This window comes from Serratia sp. LACPHL-BACT-2024-00286 (assembly GCF_043109535.1).
Classification (GTDB): domain Bacteria; phylum Pseudomonadota; class Gammaproteobacteria; order Enterobacterales; family Enterobacteriaceae; genus Serratia; species Serratia sarumanii.
Genome location: NZ_JBICNA010000004.1, coordinates 40,045 through 63,757, shown reverse-complemented (window position 1 = coordinate 63,757; position 23,713 = coordinate 40,045). Strand labels below are relative to the sequence as shown.

General features: G+C 61.7%; 17 protein-coding genes. 9 read left to right on the top strand and 8 right to left on the bottom strand.

What is annotated here, in order from left to right:
• Positions 1-4 precede the first annotated feature (4 nt).
• Together ACF8MC_RS12975 and rlmM are read left to right on the top strand one after the other, a co-directional pair.
• Positions 5-400 (top strand): DUF423 domain-containing protein, encoded by a 396-nt coding sequence (locus ACF8MC_RS12975; RefSeq protein WP_004931896.1) that lies wholly within the window; start codon positions 5-7, stop codon positions 398-400.
• Positions 393-1,496, top strand: a complete 1,104-nt coding sequence (rlmM, locus tag ACF8MC_RS12970; protein ID WP_033635748.1) for a 23S rRNA (cytidine(2498)-2'-O)-methyltransferase RlmM — start codon at positions 393-395, stop codon at positions 1,494-1,496. Before ACF8MC_RS12975 ends, rlmM begins: the two co-directional genes overlap by 8 nt.
• Before the next feature lie 39 nt (positions 1,497-1,535).
• Here the strand turns inward: rlmM and xni are convergent, their stop codons facing one another.
• From xni to queF, 3 genes are all read right to left on the bottom strand, one after another.
• Positions 1,536-2,294, bottom strand: a complete 759-nt coding sequence (gene xni / locus ACF8MC_RS12965; protein ID WP_033635747.1) for a flap endonuclease Xni — start codon at positions 2,292-2,294, stop codon at positions 1,536-1,538.
• A gap of 52 nt (positions 2,295-2,346) precedes the next feature.
• On the bottom strand, positions 2,347-3,711 hold the full coding sequence (gene ppnN, locus ACF8MC_RS12960; RefSeq protein WP_038878760.1) for a nucleotide 5'-monophosphate nucleosidase PpnN: 1,365 nt from the start codon (positions 3,709-3,711) through the stop codon (positions 2,347-2,349).
• Between the two features lie 192 nt (positions 3,712-3,903).
• Entirely contained in the window at positions 3,904-4,749 is an 846-nt protein-coding gene (queF, locus tag ACF8MC_RS12955) for an NADPH-dependent 7-cyano-7-deazaguanine reductase QueF (protein ID WP_164105746.1), read from the bottom strand.
• A gap of 63 nt (positions 4,750-4,812) precedes the next feature.
• Here queF and syd point away from each other — a divergent pair, with 63 nt between their 5' ends.
• Positions 4,813-5,361 carry a SecY-interacting protein gene (syd, locus tag ACF8MC_RS12950; protein WP_164105745.1) on the top strand — a complete coding sequence of 183 codons (549 nt, stop codon included), beginning with the start codon at positions 4,813-4,815 and terminating at the stop codon, positions 5,359-5,361.
• A gap of 598 nt (positions 5,362-5,959) precedes the next feature.
• On the opposite strand, the gene ACF8MC_RS12945 is transcribed toward syd, so the two are convergent.
• Positions 5,960-7,198, bottom strand: coding sequence for an MFS transporter (locus ACF8MC_RS12945; RefSeq protein ID WP_072627069.1), 1,239 nt, complete (start codon positions 7,196-7,198; stop codon positions 5,960-5,962).
• A 177-nt stretch (positions 7,199-7,375) separates the two neighbouring features.
• Here ACF8MC_RS12945 and ACF8MC_RS12940 point away from each other — a divergent pair, with 177 nt between their 5' ends.
• From ACF8MC_RS12940 to ACF8MC_RS12920, 5 genes are all read left to right on the top strand, one after another.
• The gene (locus tag ACF8MC_RS12940) at positions 7,376-7,702 is read left to right on the top strand and encodes a YqcC family protein (RefSeq protein WP_033654135.1); all 327 of its coding nucleotides are present in this window, start codon (positions 7,376-7,378) and stop codon (positions 7,700-7,702) included.
• Positions 7,703-7,848: 146 nt separating this feature from the next.
• Positions 7,849-13,824: an alpha-2-macroglobulin gene (locus ACF8MC_RS12935; protein ID WP_164105743.1), complete on the top strand. Its 5,976-nt coding sequence runs from the start codon at positions 7,849-7,851 to the stop codon at positions 13,822-13,824.
• 49 nt (positions 13,825-13,873) lie between these two features.
• A complete protein-coding gene (pbpC, locus tag ACF8MC_RS12930) occupies positions 13,874-16,222 on the top strand; it encodes a penicillin-binding protein 1C (protein ID WP_041036487.1) in 2,349 nt (782 codons plus the stop codon).
• 60 nt (positions 16,223-16,282) lie between these two features.
• Positions 16,283-17,053, top strand: a complete 771-nt coding sequence (gene truC / locus ACF8MC_RS12925) for a tRNA pseudouridine(65) synthase TruC (RefSeq protein WP_033635741.1) — start codon at positions 16,283-16,285, stop codon at positions 17,051-17,053.
• 33 nt (positions 17,054-17,086) lie between these two features.
• Positions 17,087-17,539, top strand: a complete 453-nt coding sequence (locus ACF8MC_RS12920) for a flavodoxin (RefSeq protein ID WP_016929894.1) — start codon at positions 17,087-17,089, stop codon at positions 17,537-17,539.
• Between the two features lie 57 nt (positions 17,540-17,596).
• On the opposite strand, the gene ACF8MC_RS12915 is transcribed toward ACF8MC_RS12920, so the two are convergent.
• From ACF8MC_RS12915 to map, 4 genes are all read right to left on the bottom strand, one after another.
• Positions 17,597-17,986 carry a DUF3461 family protein gene (locus ACF8MC_RS12915; protein ID WP_004931929.1) on the bottom strand — a complete coding sequence of 130 codons (390 nt, stop codon included), beginning with the start codon at positions 17,984-17,986 and terminating at the stop codon, positions 17,597-17,599.
• A 129-nt stretch (positions 17,987-18,115) separates the two neighbouring features.
• Positions 18,116-18,940, bottom strand: coding sequence for a 2,3,4,5-tetrahydropyridine-2,6-dicarboxylate N-succinyltransferase (gene dapD / locus ACF8MC_RS12910; protein WP_004931932.1), 825 nt, complete (start codon positions 18,938-18,940; stop codon positions 18,116-18,118).
• Between the two features lie 42 nt (positions 18,941-18,982).
• Positions 18,983-21,646: a bifunctional uridylyltransferase/uridylyl-removing protein GlnD gene (gene glnD, locus ACF8MC_RS12905; protein ID WP_033649826.1), complete on the bottom strand. Its 2,664-nt coding sequence runs from the start codon at positions 21,644-21,646 to the stop codon at positions 18,983-18,985.
• A gap of 73 nt (positions 21,647-21,719) precedes the next feature.
• Positions 21,720-22,514, bottom strand: a complete 795-nt coding sequence (gene map, locus ACF8MC_RS12900; RefSeq protein ID WP_004931936.1) for a type I methionyl aminopeptidase — start codon at positions 22,512-22,514, stop codon at positions 21,720-21,722.
• Between the two features lie 345 nt (positions 22,515-22,859).
• Here map and rpsB point away from each other — a divergent pair, with 345 nt between their 5' ends.
• Positions 22,860-23,585, top strand: coding sequence for a 30S ribosomal protein S2 (rpsB, locus tag ACF8MC_RS12895; protein WP_016929891.1), 726 nt, complete (start codon positions 22,860-22,862; stop codon positions 23,583-23,585).
• The last annotated feature ends 128 nt before the right edge of the window (positions 23,586-23,713 follow it).

Genomic DNA, 23,713 nt, shown 5'->3' with positions numbered 1-23,713 from the left:
CACGATGAGCAGCCGTTCCATGCTGGTTTTCGCCGCTATCAGCGGCTTTGTGTTTGTCGCGTTGGGCGCATTCGGCGCGCATGTATTAAGCGGCACGCTCGGCGCCAACGAAATGGCCTGGATCCGCACCGGGCTGGAGTATCAGGGGTTCCACACCCTGGCCATCCTGGCGCTGGCGGTCGCGATGCAGCGCCGCGTGAGCCTGTGGTTTTACTGGAGCGGAGCGCTGTTGGCGTTCGGCACCGTGTTGTTCAGCGGCAGCCTCTATTGCCTGGCGCTGTCGCACCTGAAGGTCTGGGTATACATCACGCCGGTTGGCGGCGTGTGCTTCCTGATCGGCTGGATATTGATGTTGATTGGCGCTTTGCGTCTGAGGAAAAAGGCCGAGCGCCATGAATAAGATTGCGTTGTACTGCCGCCCTGGCTTTGAAAAAGAGTGTGCGGCGGAGATCACCGACAAAGCCGCCCAGCGGGAGATTTTCGGCTTTGCGCGGGTAAAAGAGCACAGCGGTTACGTGTTGTTCGAATGCTATCAGCCGGACGATGCCGATCGCCTGGCGCGGGAAATTCCGTTCCGCGAACTGATTTTCGCCCGCCAGATGATCGTGGTGGGTGAGCTGCTGCGCGATCTGCCGCCGGAAGATCGGGTATCGCCGATCGTCGGCATGCTGATCGGCGTGGTTGATCGCGGCGGCGAGCTGCGGGTGGAAGTGCCGGACACCAACGAAAGCAAAGAGCTGATGAAGTTCTGCCGCAAGCTGACGGTGCCGCTGCGCGCCGCGATGCGCGAGCAGAAGGTGCTGATGGCGCGCGAGAACCCCACTCGCCCGGTGGTGCACGTGTTCTTCATCGCGCCGGGCTGCTGCTACGTCGGTTATTCCTACAGCAACAACAACTCGCCGTTCTACATGGGCATTCCGCGTCTGCGCTTCCCGGCCGATGCGCCGAGCCGTTCGACGCTGAAGCTGGAAGAAGCGTTCCACGTGTTCATCCCCGCCGACGAGTGGGACGAACGTCTGGCCAGCGGCATGCACGCGGTCGATCTGGGGGCCTGCCCGGGCGGCTGGACCTATCAGCTGGTAAAACGCAGCATGATGGTGCATTCGGTGGATAACGGCCCGATGGCGCCGAGCCTGATGGAAACCGGCCAGGTGACGCACCACCGCGCCGACGGCTTCAAGTTCGAGCCGAACAGCAGCAAGATCTACTGGCTGGTGTGCGACATGGTGGAGAAGCCGGCGAAGGTAACCAGCCTGATGATCCAGTGGTTGGTGAAAGGCTGGTGCCGCGAAGCGATTTTTAACCTCAAGCTGCCGATGAAAAAGCGCTACGAGGAAGTGTCGCAGAACCTGATGAGCATCCGCGAAGCGCTGGGCGCTGCCGGCGTCAGCGTCGAAGTGCATGCCAAGCAGCTGTATCACGACCGCGAAGAGATCACCGTACACGTGCGCCGCATGTGGTCGGCGGTGCCGGGCCGGCGCGACGAGCGCGATTAATCGCGTTAAGCCTGATGAAGGGCGCTGCTTGCAGCGCCCTTATGGTATCGGCAGGCGCAGCTGCTGCAGGTTGCCGTCCAGCGACAGATCGGTGCGCAGCGTGGCGACTTGTTTGCTGACGTAGGCCAGCTCGCGGTGCCGCTCCAGCTTGCCGCGCCATTTCTCCGGCACCTGTTCCAGCTGCTGATAGAGCCCATCCAGGCTGCCCGACTGCTGCAACAGCAGCACGGCGGTTTTCGGCCCGATACCGGCCACGCCGGGGATCTTGCTGCTGCCGATCCCCGCCAGCCCCCAATAGTCCGGCAGCTGCTGCGGCTGCACGCCGAATTCCTGTTGCACGAAAGGCATATCCAGCCAGCGTTTCTGGAAGTAATCGCGGATCTGCACGTTCGGTGCCAGCAGCTGGCAGTAGCCTTTGTCGGTGGAGACGATGGTCACCTGGTGGCCGCCGCCGGCGACCTTCGCCGCCAGCGTGGCCGCCAGATCGTCCGCCTCGTTGCCGGGAGAATGCCAGCTGGCGACGCCCAGTTCGGCGAAGGCCTCGCGCAGCTGCGGCATCTCCTGCTGCAGGTTTTCCGGCATCGGCGAACGCCCGGCCTTGTAGTCCGGCAGAATTTGGTGACGCCAGCTGTCGCGGCGATCGTCCTCGTCGAAGACCGCCACCGCGTGGGTCGGGCGGCTGTGCTGGATCAACTGCTGCAGCGCGTGGCGGCAGGCGTTGACACAAGGGGAACCCTGCACGGCGTGAATGCGGCGGATGAGGTTCAGGGCGTCGACAATCAGTAGGTGTATCATCATGGGCGGCAAGGTCAAAAAACGGGGCGGCCGTTACGCCGCCCGGGATTGAGGGTCAGGCGACGATTTCGTAGCAGGGCACATAGGCGCTGCCCGGCAGCTTCATGCGGTGCTGGGCGACAAAGCCCTGCAGCAGGCTGTCCATCTGTTTCATCATCTGCGGCTCGCCGTGCAGCTTGTACGGGCCGAACTGCTCGATGGCGTGGATGCCGTTTTCCTTCACGTTGCCGGCCACGATGCCGGAGAACGCGCGGCGCAGCGCGGCGGCCAATTGCTCCGGCGGCTGGTTCGGATACAGGTTGAGGTTCGCCATGTTCTCGTGGGTCGGCTCGAACGGCAGCTGCAGATCCGGCGCGATGCGGATCGACCAGTTGAAGCTGTAGGCGTCGCCGGTGTTGCGGCGGTTTTCCTTCACCAGCGGCATGGCTTGCTTCATCTGCCGCGCCACTTCCGCCGGATCGTCGATGATGATGGTGTAATGGCGGCGCGCTTCGTCGCCCAGCGTGTTCATGATGAACTCGTCCAGCACGCGGAAGTAGTCGGCGCTCTCTTTCGGCCCGGTCAGGATCAGCGGCAGCACCTGTTCGCTGTTCTCCGGGTTCATCAGGATACCCAGCAGGTACAGCAGCTCTTCGGCGGTGCCGACGCCGCCCGGGAAGATGATGATGCCGTGCGCGATGCGCACGAACGCTTCCAGACGTTTTTCGATGTCCGGCATGATCACCAGCTCGTTGACCAGCGGGTTAGGCGGCTCGGCGGCGATGATCGACGGCTCGGTCATGCCGATGAAGCGGCTGTTGCGGTAACGCTGCTGCGCGTGACCGACCGCCGCGCCTTTCATCGGCGCTTCCATGGCGCCCGGCCCGCAGCCGGTGCAGATGTTCAGCTCGCGCAGGCCCAGCTGGCTGCCGACCTTGCGTGCGTACAGGTATTCGTTCTCGTTGATCGAGTGCCCGCCCCAGCACACCACCATGTTGGGATCTTCATCCAGATGCAGCGTGCGTGCATTGCGCAGGATCGAGAATACCAGGTTGGTGATGTGGGCCGAGTTTTCCAGGTTAAGGTGCTGGAAACGGCCGGCGCTGGCGATTTGGCCGTGCACGAACAGAATGTCGCGCAGCACGGCGAACAGGTTGGCCTGCAGAGAACGGATGATGCGGCCGTCGACGAACGCCTCTTCCGGCGGGTTGACCAGCTCCAGCTTCACCCCGCGCTCGCGGCGCAGCACGTTGATGTCGAAGGTTTCATAGCGCGACAGCAGCTGCTTGCTGTTGTCGGTTTGGCTGCCGGAGTTCAACACGGCCAGCGAACAGTTGCGGAACAGGCGGTACAGGTCGCTGCTGGCGGTGCGCTTCAGCATGTCTACTTCCAGCTGCGACAATAAATCCATAGAGCCAAGCGGGCTGATGTGTGTAATCAAGGTAACTCCTTTGCACCCGGTGCGGGGCGGTAGTAATCCATACGCAGCAAAACAGCATCTCGTTATGGTTGGCGTGCTGCGGCACAGCGGGCGCTCTGCCCGGCCGCAGCCTCGTTTTAACCTTACCGCCGTCCCTGCGCTTTTACCAACACAAACCGCTCGTTAGCTCAGTTGTTGAGCAATGTTTCGCACTTATTGGCGCGCCAGCCGGCCGTGCCCGGGGGCGAATTCGACGTTGCTGCGCCACGGGTTGATGTCCAGCCCGCCGCGGCGGGTGTAGCGGGCGTAAACCGTCAGGCTTTGCGGCCGGCAATAGCGCATCAGATCGTTGAAGATGCGCTCGACGCACTGCTCGTGGAATTCGTTGTGGTGGCGGAAGGAGACCAGGTAGCGCAGCAGCGCTTCGCGATCGATCTTGCCGCCGCGGTAGCTTATCTGCACCGAGCCCCAGTCCGGTTGATGGGTGATCAGGCAGTTGGACTTCAGCAGATGGCTGACCAGGCGCTCTTCCACCACCTCTGCACCGGCGGCGTTCAGCAGGTAGTCGGCGTTGAACTCATAATTGTCGATGCGGATATCCTGCCGATCGATGCAGTCGCCGGCCAGACGGGCGATCGGCGTGCCTTCCAACTGCTCGACGCTGAACAGGGTGACGCTCACCTCGCCCTGGGCGCAGGCGGACAGATCGCGCTGCAGCGTGCTGCGCACCGTTTCCCAATCGGCGAACGGGGTTTGGTTGAAGCTGTTGAGATACAGCTTGAAGCTTTTCGATTCGATCAGGTTCAGGCTGTCGGCGTTGAGGCTGATTTCGCCGACAGCCACCTGCGGCAGTCCGTTGGCGTTCAGCCAGGAGAGCTCGTACAGCGTCCAGATGTCCGCACCGTGGAAGGGCAGGTTATCGGGGTACAGTCCCAGCGGCTCGCGGTTCATGCTGCGCGGCACAGCCTGCAGCAGCGTGGCGTCGTAGCGGTCGCGGTAGGCGGTGGGTTTGCCCAGCGTCAGCCCCGACAGGGCCTGGTGGTCTTGATATGAGGACATCTGCTGTCACCTCGGTCAGAGATAGGTACAATGGCTGTCAGTTTAACGTATGCGAGAAAGAATATGGACCATGATGTATCGCACGCTCTGCGTGAATTCACTCAACGCTATGTCGAGTTGTGGCAGCAAGAGCGCGGCCACGCGCCGGCCAGCCAGGCGCTGTACGGCGTGCCGTCGCCCTGCATCGTGGAGAACCGCGAGGACGAAGTGCTGTGGTTGCCGCAGCCTTTCGAACCGGCGGCGACGCTGGAGAAGGTAGAAGCCGCGCTGGAGCTGCGTTTGCAGCCGGACGCGCACCGTTTCTACACGCAGCAATATGCCGGCGACATGAGCGCGCAGTTCGGCGAGCATCGCCTGAGCCTGCTGCAGGTCTGGAGCGAAGAGGATTTTATCCGCCTGCAGGAAAACCTGATCGGTCATCTGGTGACGCAAAAACGCCTCAAGCTGTCGCCGACCCTCTTCCTGGCGACCACTGAATCTGAAATGACGATGGTGTCGTTGTGTAACGTCAGCGGCAACGTGGTGCTGGAACAGTTCGGCAGCGATAAGCGCACCCTGCTGGCGGCGACGCTGGGGAATTTCCTCGATGCGCTGCGCCCGGTGTTGGACTGAATCGCGACGGATTCGCCGTCGCCCGTGTGAGAGATCTCTCACACGGGCTGTGAGATATCGCTCTTAATTTTTCCCACCTTTCCCCAGGCTATGAGATTATTGTTATCCAGATCAATTGGTTAGAATTTCTTTAGGATAACTCTTAGTCTTAATTTAGTGTGAGACACCTCCCAAACCCTTGTGATTCCGGGGAATTTAAGCGATCTTATCGTTACCGGAACGGAACCGGCGGAGCAGGAAAGCATCAGGATGATGCAGCTTCAGGAAGAAGAAAGGGATGCGCTCAGGCAAGAGCGAAGGATGGCGTCAGGAGATGCCCAGGATGTTTCAGGATAGAAACCAGGGACACCTCCAGGACGGAGATAGAGAGCCGGCACGGGACTGTCGGCGGGTCAGGAAGGCTGAGGAACCGCGTCAGGACGATGCTGCAGGATGATGCAGGGATCACTTGGTCAGGATGGCCGCAGGAAAAGTTTTCAAGGATTGAGCAGGGAGCACACTGTGTAGCGGGATAGCTATAAAACGAACCGGGGGCACTGTTAACGCAGTGCCCCCAACTTTTTGTTTTATCCCGCCCCGCCTTAATCCTTCTTCAGCATTAACCAATCGCGCCCAGCGTATCGCCTGCGCCCTGTTTTTTCGGCAGCAGGAACAGCGTGGCGTAGATATCCAGCAGGTAAATCGCCGCCAGCAGGCTGATGGCCGCGGTAAACGACACCTGCGTCACCAGCGCACCGATCACTAATGGTCCCAGGCCGCCGACGCCGCGCCCGAGATTGAACAGGATGTTCTGCGCGGTGGCGCGCGCCTGCACCGGATAGGTATCGGAAATCAACGCGCCGTAGCCGCCGATCATGCCGTTGACGAACATGCCCATCACGGCGCCGGCGAACAGCATCAGCATCGGATCGCTCAACTGGGCGTAGCCGATCACCATCACCACGGCGCCGATCTGATAAAGCACGAAGATCTTCCAGCGGGCGAAGCGATCGGCCAGCACGCCAAACAGCCAGATGCCGAACGTCATGCCGACCACCGTCACCGCCGTCCACAGGCCGGATTTGGTGAGCGAGAAGCCGAAGTTTTTCGCCAGGTAAGTCGGCATCCAGATCATCAGGCCGTAGTAGCCGAAGTTCTGCACCGAACAGAGAATGAAGATGCCGATGCTGGCCTTGCTGGTGGCGCGATCCTTAAACAGCAGGCGCAGACGCTGCAGGAAGGAGAGCGGTTGCCCGGCGTCTTTCTGCCGTACGAATTCCTCCGGCTCGCCCAAGGTACGGCGGATCAGGAATGACGCCAGCGCCGGCAGCAGGCCGACCAAAAACATGCCGCGCCAGCCGATGTGTTCCAGCAGCAGCGGCGTCAGGAAGGCGGCTGCCAGTACACCCAACTGCCAGCCCATGCCGACGTAAGCCGAAGCGCGGTTGCGCTTCTCTGCCGGCCAGGCTTCGGCGATCAGCGCCATGCCGATGCCGAATTCGCCGCCCAGCCCGATGCCCGCCAGGGTGCGATAGGCCAGCAGATCCCAATACCCTTGCGCCACGGCGCACAGGCCGGTGAACAGTGAAAACATCAGGATGGTGATCGTGAGTACCCGGATACGGCCGAAGCGATCGCTGAGGTGGCCGAAGATCACGCCGCCCAGCACCGCGCCGATCAGCGTCCAGGTGACCAGTGAACCGGCGGCCGATGAGGTTAATCCCAATTCGATGCTGATGGCCGGCAGCATAAAGCCGAGGATCAGCAGGTCAAACCCGTCCATGGCGTAACCGGTGACCGAAGCCAGCATGGCCTTACCGGGCGTCGCGTGGTTTTTTTTCTCTGTTATTACGGACATGAATCTTTATCTGTGTGGTAACTCGGTGGACCTATTGTGCCGCGCGGCGGCGAACGCCACCAGATAAAAACGGCGGGCTGTCTCAGGCGCGCCGAATTTGGGCTATAAAAATGCTATGCTTTGCCGCCTTTCAGCCAGCGCGCTGAATACCATGATGAAAAGAGATCGGGAATGCAGATGAGTATACATAACCAGGTGCGCCGCAGTTTGCAGGCGATTGAACAATCCATGCGCGATCTGGCGCTGTGGCAGGCCGCGCCGCCTGATCATGAGGCCTTCTCCAGCACCGAGCCGTTCTGCATCGACAGCATGTCGGCCGAAGCCTGGCTGCAGTGGGTGTTCTTGCCGCGCATGTATGCGTTGCTGGACGCCGAAGCGCCGCTGCCGACGCGCTTCGCCATTACGCCTTATTTTGAAGAGGCGTTGAAAGATCGTGAACCGAGCAGCCTGCCGCTGCTGGTGTTGCTGCAACAGCTGGATTTGATGTTGAATAAAGCGCCGTAATTCGCCGGCGGCGCGCAGATTTTTGCCGCCCGGCAGTGTAGAGTACTCGCGCGGATGCCGGGCAGGAGAGCCGAAGGCGTCTTTCGGCTCGGTTGAACCGCGGCGGTTGACCGGGGGCTGCATTAGGATGATGAGGTGCTGCAATAATGGATTTATTAAGGTTTATCCTGCGTTTGCCTTTTACCCTGGTTAAGGGCGTTTGCCGCCTGCTGGGCGGGATTTTGTCGCTGTTGGGGCGGTTGCTGAGACCGCTGGTCGGCAACCTCAGCTGGCGTGCGCCGGCCTGGTGGGCTGCGCTGCCGCGCGGTTTTTTGCGGCTCGAAAGCGGCGTGGATAAACACCCGAAAGCGATCGGTTTGGGCTTGCTGCTGTTGGCTGGCGCCGCAGGCGGCGCGTTTTACGGCTGGCACTGGTGGCAAAACCGGCCCCAGCCCATCGAACCGGCGCCGATAGCGGTTCAGGAGATCAGCGCCGAGTTGGCCAACCCCGAGCCGATAGACTACGCCGCCGCCCGGCAGGCGCCGCAAACGGTGAGCCTGACCTTCAGCGGCTCGGCCGCGGCAATAAGCGCGGTGGGTAAAACCGTGAGCGCCGGCATCATCCTCAAACCGGCTGCGGAAGGGCAGTGGGCGTGGCGCAATGAGTCGACGCTGGTGTTCACGCCGAAAAAACCGCTGCCGATGGGCGCGAAATATGACGTAACCCTCGAGCCCGCCACCTTGCTGGCGCCGCAGGTCAAGCTCGCCAAAACCCGCTATGCCTTCACCGTGCCCGCGTTCGATTACCGCCTGGGGCAGGCCGAGTATTACCGCGATCCGCAAGATGCGCAGAAACGCAGCGCGATTTTCAATTTGCAGTTCAATGCGCCGGTCGACGTCGCCAGCTTTGAAAAACAGATTTCGCTGGGATTGAAGGAGGGCAGCGCTTCCTCCGAGAAAAAGCTGAACTTCTCCCTGGTCTATGACGAGAAAAAACTGAACGCCTGGGTGCATTCCGAGCCGCTGCAGGCGCTGGATCAGGGCGGTGCTGTGCATCTGACCGTCGGCAAAGGCGTTAAATCGACGGCGGCCGGCAATGCGGTCGCTGAGGCGAAAAGCAACTGGGTCAAAGTACCGACGCTGTACAGCCTGGCGCTGAGCGACGCCAGCGCCCAGGTGGTGGATACCGACGGCGGCCAAGGGCAGCGTGCGCTGGTGGTCGGCTTCAGCGATGCGGTGAAGGATAAAGAGCTGGCGCGGGCCACCAAAGCCTGGCTGCTGCCGCAGCACGATCCGAGCGATGCCGAGACCGCCAACGATGCTGAAGATTTCTATCAATGGACGGTCGACAGCGTCGGCAAAAACGTGCTGGCGCAGGCGACGGCATTGCCATTGACGCTTAACGAGGCGGAAGAGGCCTACCAGCCGCAGTTCAGCTTCCGCTTTGAAGCTCCGGCGCACCGCTTCGTGCTGATCGAGATAGACAACCAGCTTGTCTCCGTCGGCGGTTACAAAATGCCGAAGAAGGTTTATCGAGTGGTCGAAGTGCCGGAGTTCCCGAAATCGCTGCAGTTCATGTCCGCAGGCTCGCTGCTGTCGGTCAACGGCGACAAACAGATCAGCGTGGCGGCGCGCAACGTGGCGGGCCTGCGGCTGGACATCAAGCGGGTGATCCCGAGTCAGCTGCAGCACATCGTCTCCTTCAAAAGCCGGGAATACTCGTCAACGGAATTCAACCGGCTCAACGATGAGTATTTCACCGAGCATTTCAAATACCAGACGGCGCTCAACAACGAGCGGCCGGGGGAAGTGAACTATCAGGGCATCGATCTTTCCCGCTATCTCTCCACCAACGCCAGTTCGCATCGCGGAGTATTCCTGCTGACGCTGTCCGAATGGCAGCCGAACCGGAAACCGGCGGCGGAAGAGGCGGGCGCCGAGCCAGAACAGGAACCGGACGAGAGCACCGGGGAAGATCAGCCCGACGTCGGCGATTCGCGCTTTGTGGTGGTGACCGATCTGGGCATCGTCGCCAAGAGCTCGCAGGATAAGACGCGCGACGTCTTTGTGCAGTCGATTCAAAGCGGCGCGCCGGTCAGCGGCGCCAACGTGTCGGTGGTGGCCAAAAATGGCGTGACGCTGCTCAGCCAAATCACCGGAGCCGACGGCCACGTGCGTTTCCCGGCGCTCGACGTGTACACCAACGAGCGCCAGCCGGTGATGTTCCTGGTGGAAAAGGAGGGGGATGTCTCCTTCCTGCCGACCGGCAGCTATAACGATCGCGGGCTGGACTTCTCGCGCTTCGACGTTGCCGGTGAACAAACGCCGACCGATCCGCGCACGCTCGGCAGTTACCTGTTCTCCGATCGCGGCGTTTATCGGCCGGGGGATACCTTTAACATCGGCCTGATCACCCGCGCCGCCGACTGGGGCGTTGGCCTGGCCGGCGTGCCGGTGCGCGCCGAAATCCGCGATCCGCGCGACAAGCTGATGACCACCGTGCCGCTGACGCTGGGCGCCAGCGGTTTCAATGAGCTGAGCTATACCACCGATGAAAACTCGCCTACCGGCGAGTGGAACGTCTATCTGTATCTGATCGGCAAAAACAACGATACCTCCACGCTGCTCGGCCATACCGCGGTCAATGTGAAGGAGTTCGAACCGGATCAGCTGAAAGTGAAGCTGGCGCTGACGCCGAACCGCCAGCAAGGCTGGGTCAAACCGTCCGAGCTGAAGGCCAGCATCGATGTGCAGAACCTGTTCGGCACTCCGGCGCAGGATCGCCGCGTGAGCACCAGGCTGACGCTGCGGCCGATGTATCCGAGCTTCGATCGCTTCCCGGATTATGCGTTCTATGAAAATCGGCAAAACAGCGACGGGTTCGAAACCGAGCTGGAAGATCGCACCACCGATGAGCACGGCGCGGCCGATATCCCGCTCGATCTGAAATCCTACGCCGACGCCACTTATCAGCTGCAGCTGCTGTCGGAGGCGTTCGTCGCCGGCGGCGGGCGCTCGGTGGCGGCGACCGCCCGCACGCTGGTTTCGCCTTACGATTACCTGATCGGGGTGAAGGCGGACGGCGATCTGGGCTACATCAACCGCGACGCGGAGCGGCATCTGAACGTGATCGCCATCGATCCGGACCTGAAACAGATCGCCATGCCGAACCTGAAGCAGGTGTTGATCGAGCAGAAATACATTTCGGTGCTGACCAAACAGGATTCGGGCGTTTACAAATACCAGTCGAAGATGAAGGAAGTGCAGCTGTCGGAACAGCCGCTGGCGCTGAGCGCGCAGGGCGCGGATCTGCGGCTGGCGACCGATAAGCCGGGCGACTTCGTGCTGGTGATTGAAGATGCGCAGGGCAAGACGCTCAACCGCGTCGCCTACAGCGTGGCCGGCAACGCCAACCTGAGCCGTTCGCTGGATCGCAACGCCGAACTGAAGCTGAAACTGAACCAGGCGGAATACCAGCCGGGCGAAGAGATCGAGGTGGCGATCAACGCGCCTTATACCGGCAGCGGCTTGATCACCATCGAGAAGGACAGGGTTTACGCCTGGCAGTGGTTCCACACCGACACCACCAGCTCGGTGCAGAAGATCCGCGTGCCGGCCGGCATGGAGGGCAACGGCTACATCAACGTGCAGTTCGTGCGCGATATCAACTCCAGCGAGATCTTCATGAGCCCGCTGAGCTATGGCGTGATGCCGTTCAAGATCAGCACCAAGGCGCGGCAAAACAGCCTCGAGGTGACGGCGCAGGAGGTCATCAAGCCGGGTGAAAACCTGACGATGACGGTCAAGACCGACGCGCCGCAGCAGGTGGCGCTGTTCGCCGTCGATGAGGGCATTCTGCAGGTGGCGCGCTACCGCCTGAAGGATCCGCTGGAGTTCTTCTTCAGCAAGCGCGAACTGAACGTGAGCAGCTCGCAGATCCTCGATCTGATCCTGCCGGAGTTCAGCAAGCTGATGGCGCTGACCGCGGCGCCGGGCGGCGATGCGGGCGAGGGGCTGGATCTCAACCTCAACCCGTTCAAGCGCAAGCGCGACAAGCCGGTGGCCTATTGGTCCGGCATTACCGAGGTCAGCGGCGAGAAGCAGTTCGTCTACCCGGTGCCGGACTACTTCAACGGCAAGATCCGCGTGATGGCGATTTCGGTGACCCCGGAGAAAATCGGCAAGGCGCAAACCGCCGCCACGGTGCGCGACAATTTCATCATGACGCCGAACGTGCCGGCGATGGTGGCGCCGGGTGACGAGTTCGACGTCAGCGTGGGCGTCAGCAACAACCTCGACGGGCTGAACGGCCAGTCGGTGGCCATCAACGTTCTGTTGACGCCGCCGCCGCAGTTGGAGGTGGTGGGCAACGCGACGCAAAGCCTGACGCTGGCGGAAAAACGCGAAGGCGTGATCGCTTTCCGCCTGCGCGCCAAAGCCGTGCTGGGCGATGCGCCGCTGGTGTTCGACGCCCGTTACGGCGACCAGGCCAGCCGCCGCACTGTCAGCACCTCGGTGCGGCCGGCGGCGCCGTACCGTACCCAGTCGGTGATGGGGCGCATGAGCGGCGGCAGCCAGAACGTCGATGGCCTGCGCCAGATGTTTGACGCTTTCGCGCAGCGCCGGGCGGCGGTGTCGAATTCGCCGCTGGTGCTGACCAGCGGGCTGGCGCAATACCTGGCGGATTACCCGTATTACTGTTCCGAGCAGATCGTCAGCCGCTCCATTCCGCTGATGCTGCAGAGCCGCCACCCCGAGATGAAAAGCAGCCTGAGCCAGGCGGAAGTCAGCAAGCAGCTGCGCAACCTGCTTGGCGTGCTGCGCGCGCGCCAGAACGACAGCGGAGCGATCGGCGCCTGGCGTTCGTCGCCGGATGCCGATCCTTTCGTCACGCCTTATGTGGTGCAGTATCTGCTCGAAGCCAAAGCGGCGGGCTACGCCCTGCCGGAAGGCATGCTGGACGAGGCCAACGGCGCATTGCGCGAGCTGGCGGCCAGCGGATTCGACGATCTGTATCTGCTGCGCCTGCGCAGCTGGGCGGTTTACCTGCTGACGCTGCAGGGCGAAGTGACCACCAACTCGCTGGCGGCGGTGCAAGATACGCTGCAAAAACGCTATGGCGAAGGGTGGAAAACCGATCTGAGCGCGCTGTATCTGGCTTCTTCCTATCGGTTGTTGAAGATGGACGACGAAGCCGCCGCGCTGTTGCAACCGAGCTGGCAGCAGCTGAGCAAGGCGTATGACAGCGCCTGGTGGACGCAGAACTATTTCGATCCGCTGGTGCAGGATGCGACGCGGCTGTATCTGATTACCCGTCACTTCCCGGAGAAGGTGGCGTCGATCCCGCCGCAGGTGCTGGAGAATATGGTCAAGGCGCTGAAAGAAGAGCGTTACACCACCTACTCCTCCGCGATGAGCATTCTGGCGCTGGAAAGCTATTCGGCCCAGGTGGCGGCGCAATCCGCCAATGCGGATGCATTGGGCATCGTGCAGGTAGGCAAAGCCGGCGGCGAGCCGCAGCGCATCAGTGAGCTGCAGGGGTTGTTCGTTCAGGGGCAGTTCAACGCCGATGCCACCGCGGTGCGCTTCACCAACGGTGGCAATGCGCCGGCCTGGTATGTGGTGACGCAGGCCGGTTACGACCTGAATGCGCCGCAAAAAGCGCTGTCGCGCGGCATTGAGATCGTCCGCGATTACACCGACGAACAGGGCAAACCGGTGACGCAGGTGACGCTGGGGCAGAAGATCAACGTCCATCTGAAGGTGCGCGCCAACTCGAAAGAGGGGCAGAGCAACCTGGCGATCGTCGATCTGCTGCCGGGCGGGTTCGAAGTGGTGCAGCAAACGCCGCCGGAACCGGCCGACGCCGGCGAGGAGAGCGAAGGCCGCGGCGGTTGGCAGTCGCCGCTGGCCGCCTCTGGCTCCACCTGGGCGCCGGATTACAGCGATATCCGTGAAGATCGGGTGATTATCTACGGCAGCGCCGGCACCGAGGTGCAGGAGTTCGTCTATCAGATCAAGGCCACCAATACCGGCAGCTTTATTGTTCCACCGGCCTACGGCGAAGCCATGTATGACCGTGAAGTGCAGGCGATGTCGGCCGGCGGCGGCAAGCTGGTGGTGGTGCCGGCGGGCAACGACTAGGCCGGCTCCGGCGCCAGGCCAGCGTCTGGCGCCGGGGTGGTGAGAACGTATGAAGATCCTGACCGGGCGCGTGCTGCAAAACGGCTTGATGGCGGTGTTTTTACTGGCGCTGCTGCTGGCCGCGATTCGGCTGTGGCCGCATCCGCCCCTGTGGCAGGGGCTGCCGCAGTCTTCCGTCTATTACGACAGGCACGGCGCGCTGCTGCGCATCACCCTGGCCAACGACGACCGCTACCGGCTGTGGACGCCGCTGGAGCAGGTGTCGCCGTTGGCGGTGCGCGGGCTGCTGCTGCACGAAGACCGCTGGTTCTACTACAACCCCGGTTTTAACCCCGTCAGCCTGATGCGCGGCTTCTGGCGCAGCTATGTCGCCGGCGGCAAAATGCAGGGCGGATCGACCATCAGCATGCAGCTGGCGCGCATGCGCTGGCATCTCAACACCCGCACGCCGGGCGGCAAGCTGCTGCAGGTGCTGCGTGCGGTGCAGCTGGAACTGAGCTACTCCAAGCGCGATATCCTGGAAGCCTACCTGAATTACGCCCCTTACGGCCGCAACATCGAAAGCATCGGCGCCGCCAGCCTGATCTATTTCGCCAAGTCGCCGAAGGATTTGACCCTGCCGGAGGCGCTGACGCTGGCGGTGCTGCCGCAGTCGCCCAGCTACCGTCTGGAGCCGAAAACCGGCGTGCTCGGCGCCGCGTTGACGCAGGCGCGCAACCGTCTGTTCCAGCGCTGGCAGCGGGTTTATCCCACCGACGCCAGCCAGCAAACGCTGTTCCGCCTGCCGCTGGCGCTGCGCCAGCCCGAACAAGTGCCCTATATCGCGCCGCACTTTATCGAACAGCTGCGCCAGCAGACGCAGCAACTGGTGCAGCGCGATACCCGCGTCGACACCACGCTGGACGCCGGGTTGCAGCGGCTGGTTGAGCGGCAGGTCAATGCCTTTATTGCCCGCAACCGCAGCCGCGGCATCCAAAACGCCGCGGTGCTGCTGGTGGACAGCCGCGATATGGGGGTGCGCGCGCTGGTGGGATCGGCGGATTATTACAATCGGCCGATCCAGGGGCAGGTGAACGGCACCAACGCCAAACGCTCGCCGGGTTCGACGCTCAAACCGTTCATCTACGCGCTGGGCATGGAGCAGGGCGTGCTGCATCCGATGACCATCCTGAAGGACGTGCCTTCGTCGTTCGGCGCCTATGCCCCGGAAAATTTCGACCGGCGCTTTCTCGGCCCGGTGACCGCCACCGACGCGCTGAATTTCAGCCGCAACATCCCGGCGGTGTATGTTGCCTCGCAGCTGCGCCAGCCGACCTTTTATCAGTTTTTGCGCCTGACCGGCGTCGCCAATATGGCCAACGAGAGCCACTACGGGCTGTCGCTGGTGCTGGGCGGCGGCGAGGTGACGGCGCAGGAATTGGCGAAGCTGTATGCGCTGCTGGCGAACCGCGGCGAGCTGCGGCCGCTTCGTATGCAGCTGAAAGAGGCCGAATCGACGCCGGTGCGGCTGCTGAGCGAGGAGGCCAGTTTCATCACGCTGGATATGCTGCGTCAGCACCGGCGGCCGGGCGATACGCTGGCGCAGCGTTCTTCTTCGCTGCCGGTGTACTGGAAGACCGGCACTTCCTGGGGCTTTCGCGACGCCTGGAGCGTCGGGATTTTCGGTCCTTACGTGCTGGTGGTGTGGGAAGGCAACTTCGACGGGCGCGGCAACAATGCGTTGGTCGGCGCCGAGGCGGCCGCGCCGCTGTTCTTCAACATCATCGACAGCGTCAATGCCAGCTACCCCGGCCTGCGGGAACCGAAGCACCCGTTCCCCCAACGGCTGCGGCGGGTGGATATTTGCCTCGCCAGCGGCGATCTGCCGACGCCGTGGTGCCAGCAGAAGGGCAAGACCTGGTTTATTCCCGGCAAGTCGCCGATCAAGGTCGACAGCGTCTATCGGCCGGTGGTGCTGGATATTCACAGCGGCGAGGTCGTTTGCCCGCCGTATGACGCGGCGCAGACCCGCACCGAAATCTTTGAGTTCTGGCCTTCCGATCTGGCCAACGTGTTCGCCCAGGCCGGGCTGCCGAAGCGGGCGCCGCCGGTCAACCGCTGCAAGGACAACGGCATCGCCGTCGGCGGCAACGCGCCGCGCATCACTTCGCCGCTGAAAAACACCACCTATACCCTGCGCCAGTCGCAGCAGGGGCGAGATAAAATCGCCTTCAACGCGGTGACGGACGCCGACAGCAAGACGGTGTACTGGTTCGTCGACGATATCTATCTCGGCAGCAGCGCCAGCAAAAAGCCGATCGATTGGCGGCCGATCGACAACGGGCGCTACCGCATTCGGGCGGTGGACGATCGCGGCCGCGCCGATACGCGGCTGGTGACCATCGAATGGGTGAACTAGCGCTGAGCCGCACGCCTGTTATACTCGCGCCCGAAACGGCTATTTACCTGGGAAAGCGATGTGATTGAGATTTTGTATCAGGATGAACACCTGGTGGCGGTGAACAAGCCGTCGGGTTGGTTGGTGCACCGCAGTTGGCTGGATCGTCATGAGACCCGCTTTATGATGCAGACGGTGCGCGATCAGCTCGGGCAGCACGTCTTTACCGTGCACCGTCTCGATCGCCCGACTTCCGGCGTGCTGCTGATGGCGCTCTCCAGCGAGGTGGCGCGTCTGCTGTCGCTGCAGTTCGAGCAGCATCAGGTGCAGAAAACCTACCATGCGGTGGTGCGCGGCTACGTGCAGGAGGGGGCGACCCTCGACTACCCGCTGACGGCGGAGCTGGACAAAATCGCCGATAAACATGCCGATGCCGATAAAGGGCCGCAGCCGGCGGTGACGCACTACCGGCCGCTGGCGCAGGTAGAGATGCCGGTGGCCGTCGGCCGCTACGACAGCGCGCGCTACAGCCTGGTGGAGCTGCAGCCGGAAACCGGCCGCAAGCACCAGCTGCGGCGCCACATGGCGCATCTTCGCCATCCGATCATCGGCGACAGCAAGCACGGCGATCTGCGGCAGAACCGCGGCATGGCGCAGCATTTCGGCTGCCCGCGCCTGATGCTGCACGCCAGCCATTTGCAGCTGACGCACCCGGTGACCGGTGAGGCGCTGCGGGTGACGGCGCGCTGGGACGAAGACTGGCAAGGGGTGATGACGCAGTTCGGCTGGGCGGGAGTATTCCCTGAACTTGCCGGGGTTGAGTTTAGCGCGGCTAACGGTCAGGATAGCTGACAATTTTTAAAGGTAATGAAGGGAGTTGGAGCCATGGCTCAGGTTGGTATCTTCGTGGGAACGGTCTACGGCAATTCGCTGCTGGTGGCGGAAGAGGCGCAAAACATCCTCAGCGAACAGGGCCATGAGGTCAAACTGTTCGAAGAGGGCACGCTGGAGGCCTGGCAGTATTATCGTCAGCACTACGCGCTGGTGATTACCTCCACCACCGGGCAGGGCGATCTGCCGGACAGCATCGCGCCGCTGTTCCACGCCATTCGCGATCAGGTTGGCTATCAGCCGGAGCTGCGCTATGGGCTGATCGCCCTCGGCGACAGCAGCTATGACAACTTCTGCGGCGCCGGGCGCGCGTTCGACGCGCTGCTGCAGGAGCAGGGCGCCACCCGCGTTGGCGAAGTGCTGGAGATCGATGCGATGGAACAGCCGGAGCCGGAAGTGGCCGCCTGCCCGTGGGTCGAGCAGTGGGGCACGCTGCTGCAATCGTAAAGTAAAAAGGCGCCGCGAAAGGGCGCCTTGGCGATGATGCGGATCAACCGATCCGCATTACTTACCGCGGGTGAGTTTTTCCAGATCGGCTTCGATCTCGGCAATCTTGTGCGACACCACGCCTTCGAGATGGCGCAGGTCGTCGAGGATTTTACGCTTCAGATCCACTTCCACCTGATCGCGTTGGCACAGCTGATCCAGTTCGTCGATCACGTAACGCAGGTTCGGGTTGATCTCGTGAATTTCCTTGTAGCCCTGGCCGGCGTTGTCCGCCACCACGGTTTTACGCTGACGCGGGTACTTGAACTTCACGCTCTTGGCGAAGAACTCGCCCTTGTCCTTGCGGAAATAGATCTTGAGGATGTCGTTGTTGGCCTCTTGACGCAGGCTATAGCGATCGACGTCTTCCGGTTGATTGATGCCCAAACTCTTCAAGTTATCGTACATACTGCGCCCTCTTTAGATGTGATCGTTATATTCCACGACTGCGATTATGGCGGAAAGCGAGGTCTGCGACTGTGACTGCCAGCGAAACGCAGACAAAAAAATAGCGGGTGAATCACCCGCTATTTCAATTTAGTCGATAGTGCGCAATAACTCATTAATGCCGACTTTACCGCGCGTTTTGGCGTCGACTTTCTTGACGATCACCGCGCAGTACAGGCTGTAGGAACCGTCTTTCGACGGCAGGTTGCCGGAAACCACCACCGAACCCGCCGGCACGCGGCCGTAATGGATTTCGCCGGTCTCGCGGTCATAAATGCGGGTGCTCTGGCCGAGGTATACGCCCATCGAAATCACCGAGCCTTCTTCCACGATCACGCCTTCCACCACTTCGGAGCGCGCGCCGATGAAGCAGTTGTCTTCGATGATGGTCGGGTTGGCCTGCAGCGGCTCCAGCACGCCGCCGATGCCGACGCCGCCGGACAGGTGAACGTTTTTGCCGATCTGAGCGCAAGAACCGACGGTGGCCCAGGTGTCGACCATGGTGCCTTCGTCGACGTAGGCGCCGATGTTAACGTAAGACGGCATCAGCACGGTGTTGCGCGCGATGAACGCGCCCTGGCGCACGGTGGCCGGCGGCACGACGCGGAAACCTTCCTTCTGGAAGCGCGCTTCGTCGTAGTCGGCGAACTTCATCGGCACCTTGTCGTAGTAGCGGGTTTCCGCGCCGTCCATCACCTTGTTGTCGTTGATGCGGAAAGAGAGCAGCACGGCTTTCTTCAGCCACTGATGGGTGACCCATTGACCGTCGATCTTCTCGGCGACGCGCAGGGCGCCGCTGTCCAGCAGGCCGATCACCTGGTTTACCGCTTCGCGCGTTACGGTGTCTACGTTCGCCGGGGTGATGTCCGCACGGCGCTCGAAGGCGCTTTCAATAACGTTCTGTAATTGCTGCATGCTGTTCTCTTTCCTGATGTTGTCGGTAAAAAGTTACTTGTATCACATTTTATCGTTTGGGGTGAGGGCCTCTGTCAACCGTTGCTCCAACTTTCTGCGCGTTTCCTGGTCGAGCGCGCGCCGCTCGCCGTCGGCCAGGATAAACAAGTCCTCGACCCGCTCGCCGATGGTGGAAATGCGCGCGCCGTGCAGCGACAGCCCCAGGTCTGCGAACACTTCGCCCACCCGCGCCAGCAGGCCGGGCTGGTCGAGTGCGGTCAGCTCTAGGTAGCTGCGGCGATCGGTATGGGTCGGCAGGAAAGTGACCTCGGTCGGCACGCTGAAGTGACGCAGCTTGGAAGAGGGCCGGCGCACGCGCGGCGGCTGATACTCCCGCTGGGTGATGGCCTGCAGCAGCGCCTGGCGGATCGCCGCGTGGCGATCCTGCGCCAGCGGGCTGCCGTCCGGCTCCAGCACGATAAAGGTGTCCATTGCCATACCGTCGCGGTTGGTGAAGATCTGGGCGTCGTGCACGCTCAGGTTGCGGCGATCCATCTCCCCGGCGACGGCGGCGAACAGATAAGGGCGGTCCGGACTCCAGATGAAGATCTCGGTGCCGCCGCGCGTCGCCTGGCGGCTGACCAGCACCAGCGGCTGGGTGGAATCGTGGGCCAGCAGGTGGCGGGCGTGCCAGGCCAGCTGATTCGGCGAGTGGCGCAGGAAATAGTCGGCTCGGCAGCGGCTCCAGATGCGGTGCAGCGCCTCTTCGTCGATGTTGTCCATGCGCAGCAGCGCCAGCGCCTGCAGGCGGTGATGGCGCACGCGTTCGCGCAGATCCGGGCTGTTTTGCATGCCGCGGCGCAGCTGCTTCTCGGTGGCGAAATACAGCTCGCGCAGCAGGCTCTGCTTCCAGCTGTTCCACAGGGTTTCGTTGGTGGCGCAGATGTCGGCCACCGTCAGGCATACCAGATAGCGCAGGCGGGTTTCGCTCTGCACTTCGCTGCTGAACTGCTGGATCACCGTCGGATCCTGGATATCGCGGCGCTGCGCGGTGACCGACATCAGCAGGTGGCAGCGCACCAGCCAGGCCACCAGCTGGGTTTCACGCGAGTTGAGGCCGTGAAGTTCGGCGAACTCCACCACGTCTTCCGCGCCGAGGATCGAGTGGTCGCCGCCGCGCCCTTTGGCGATATCGTGGAACAACGCCGCCAGCAGCAGCAGTTCCGGGTGCGGCAGGCGCGGATACAGCTCCACGCACAGCGGATGGCGCGGCCGAGTCTGGTCGTCAGCGAAACTCTCCAGCTTCTGCAGCACGCGGATGGTGTGTTCATCGACGGTATAGGCGTGGAACAGGTCGAACTGCATCTGCCCGACGATCTTGCCCCACTGCGGCATATAGGCCCACAGCACGCTGTGACGGTGCATCGGCACCAGTGCGCGCGATACCGCGCCGGGATGGCGCAGGATGGCCATAAACAGATCGCGCGCTTCCGGAATGGTGCACAGCGGCTGCTTCAGGTGGCGGCGCGCGTGACGCAGCTGGCGCACGGTGGTGGAATAAATGCCCTTGATCTCGCGGTTGCGCACCATCAGGTAGAACATGCGCATGATGGCCTGCGGCTCGCGGATAAACAGCGTTTCGTCGCGCAGGTCGATCAGATCGCCGCGCAGCTGGAAATCGTCGTTCAGCGGGCGCGGCTTCTCGGTAGCGTCCAGCGCCAGGATGGCCTCGTCGAACAGCTGCAGCAGCATGTGGTTCAGTTCGCTGACGCGCCGCGTCATGCGGTAGAAGTCTTTCATCATGCGCTCGACCGGCTCGTTGCCTTCGCCTTCATAGCGCAGCAGCTGCGCCACGCTGAGCTGGCGATCGAACAGCAGGCGGTTGTCGTAACGCGGCAGCACCAAGTGCAGCGCGAAGCGGATGCGCCACAGGAAGCTCTGGCACTCGTTCAGCTCGTTGCGCTCGGCCTGGGTGAGGAAACCGAAGCCGACCATTTCGTCCAGCGAGGTGGCGCCGAAGTGGCGCCGCGCCACCCACAACAGCGTGTGAATATCGCGCAGGCCGCCGGGGCTGCTTTTGATATCCGGCTCCAGGTTATAGCTGGTGCCGTGGTAGCGCTGATGGCGCTCCTGCTGCTCGTTGATCTTGGCGTGGAAAAACTGCGGCGAAGGCCAGAAGCCGTCGCTGAAGATATGTTTTTGCATCTGCAGGAACAGCGCGACGTCGCCGCAGATCATGCGCGATTCGATCAGGTTGGTGGCCACGGTCAGATCCGCCAACCCTTCCAGCAGGCACTCTTCCAGAGTGCGCACGCTGTGGCCCACTTCCAGCTTGAGATCCCACAGCAGGGTGATGAATTCGCCGACCCGCTGCGACTGCTGTTCCGTCAGCCGGCGCTGGCTGAGCACCAGCACGTCGATGTCCGACAGCGGGTGCAGTTCGCCGCGGCCGTAGCCGCCGACCGCCACCAGCGCGGTTTCCGGGATATCTTCGAAGCCGTAGAACGTCCACAGCCGGCGCAGCAGGCGATCGATAAAGTCGCTGCGCGCCGCCACCAGGCTTTCGGCGCTGGAGCCGGCGTCGAACGCCGCCGCCAGCCACAGCTGGAACTGCTCCAGCCGCTGTTTCAGCATCGGGCAGGTGAGCTCTTCGTCGCCGTAGGTGCTGGGGGAAGCGGGCGGCATCGGCACGGCCGGGGCCGCCTGTTGAAGGAGATTGTCAGACATAGTGCGCAGCCCATAAAAAAGGCCGGCAAAAGCCGGCCTGGTGATATTCTGCACGCGGCGTTCGCCGCGGTGCTTACATCTCGTGCGTAATGATGTTGGGGATGGTGTCATCCTTGCGCAACGTCATTATCTCGCAGCCGTTATCAGTGACCACAATAGTATGCTCATACTGCGCCGACAAGCTGCGATCTTTGGTTTTTACCGTCCAGCCGTCTTTCATGGTGCGAATGCGGTAGTCACCGGCGTTAACCATCGGTTCGATGGTGAAGGCCATGCCCGCCTGCAGCACCACGCCGCCGTCGTCGGCGTCATAGTGCAGCACCTGCGGCTCTTCGTGGAACACTTCGCCGATGCCGTGGCCGCAGTACTCGCGCACCACGGAGAACTTCTCGGCCTCGACGAATTGCTGGATAGCCTTGCCCAGGGTGCGAAGGCGGATGCCCGGCTTGACCATCTTCAGCGCCAGATACAGGCTTTCCTGAGTGACGCGGCACAGGCGCTCGCCCAGAATGGTCGGTTTGCCGACGATGAACATCTTCGAGGTATCGCCGTGGAAGCCGTCTTTAATTACGGTCACGTCGATATTGACGATGTCGCCGTCTTTCAGCGTTTTGTCGTCGCTCGGGATGCCGTGGCACACCACTTCGTTCACCGAGATGCACACGGATTTCGGGAAGCCGTGGTAGCCGAGGCAGGCGGAAATGGCCTGTTGCTCGTTGGTGATGTACTCGTGACAGATACGGTCCAGTTCGCCGGTGGTCACGCCAGGTTTGACGTGCGGCTCGATGATTTCCAGCACTTCGGCGGCCAGGCGGCCGGCCACGCGCATTTTTTGGATGTCATCAGGTGTTTTAATTGAGATTGCCATGAAATTCGTCCGCAGGTGTCGTTATCGTCGACAATAAGAAGCAGTGACTTATGGTATCAGCCCGGCCGGAGGCTGCCAAATTTCATTTCCCGATGCCCGGCGCAAAGCAACAAAAGTTGGTGTCGGCAGCGGGTTTATGGTATAAAGCGCGCCGGCGATCCGCGACTTGGTTCTTGTGACCTGGCAGGAATTGGCCGAAAATACTTTAACTGCACTCATTTTGTGTAAATAACACACACGTATCGGCACATCCGCCGGGGTGCCCTGAGGTGACTTGTCGCCGCCAGGGTCGGCGTTATGGGATACGTGGAGGCATAACCCCAATTAATCTATAGAGGTTTAATCATGGCAACTGTTTCCATGCGCGACATGCTCAAGGCTGGTGTTCACTTCGGTCACCAGACCCGTTACTGGAACCCGAAAATGAAGCCTTTCATCTTCGGCGCTCGTAACAAGGTTCACATCATCAACCTGGAGCAGACCGTACCAATGTTCAACGCCGCTCTGGCTGAACTGAGCAAGATCTCTTCCCGTAAAGGCAAGATCCTGTTCGTTGGTACCAAACGCGCAGCAAGCGAAGCGGTAAAAGACGCTGCGAACAGCTGTGACCAGTTCTTCGTGAACCACCGCTGGTTGGGCGGCATGCTGACTAACTGGAAAACCGTTCGTCAGTCCATCAAGCGTTTGAAAGATCTGGAAATCCAGTCTCAAGACGGCACCCTGGACAAGCTGACCAAGAAAGAAGCGCTGATGCGCACTCGTGAACTGGCCAAGCTGGAAAACTCCCTGGGCGGTATCAAAGATATGGGCGGTCTGCCAGACGCACTGTTCGTTATCGATGCCGATCACGAGCACATCGCGATCAAAGAAGCCAACAACCTGGGTATCCCGGTATTCTCTATCGTTGATACCAACTCCAACCCAGACGGCGTTGACTTCATCATCCCTGGTAACGACGACGCAATCCGTGCAGTAAACCTGTACCTGACTGCCGTTGCTGCCGCTGTGCGTGAAGGTCGTTCTCAAGATCTGGCCGTTCAGGCGGAAGAAGGCTTCGTAGAAGCTGAATAATAAGGCAAGCTCGTCACTGAGCCCTTATTAACCAGGTATTGACATATGTTGGTTAGGGGGGCCTGTAAAGGCCCCCTTTGCTTATCTGAATGAGAACTGTCTCCACGCGAGATAACCGAGGAAAAATA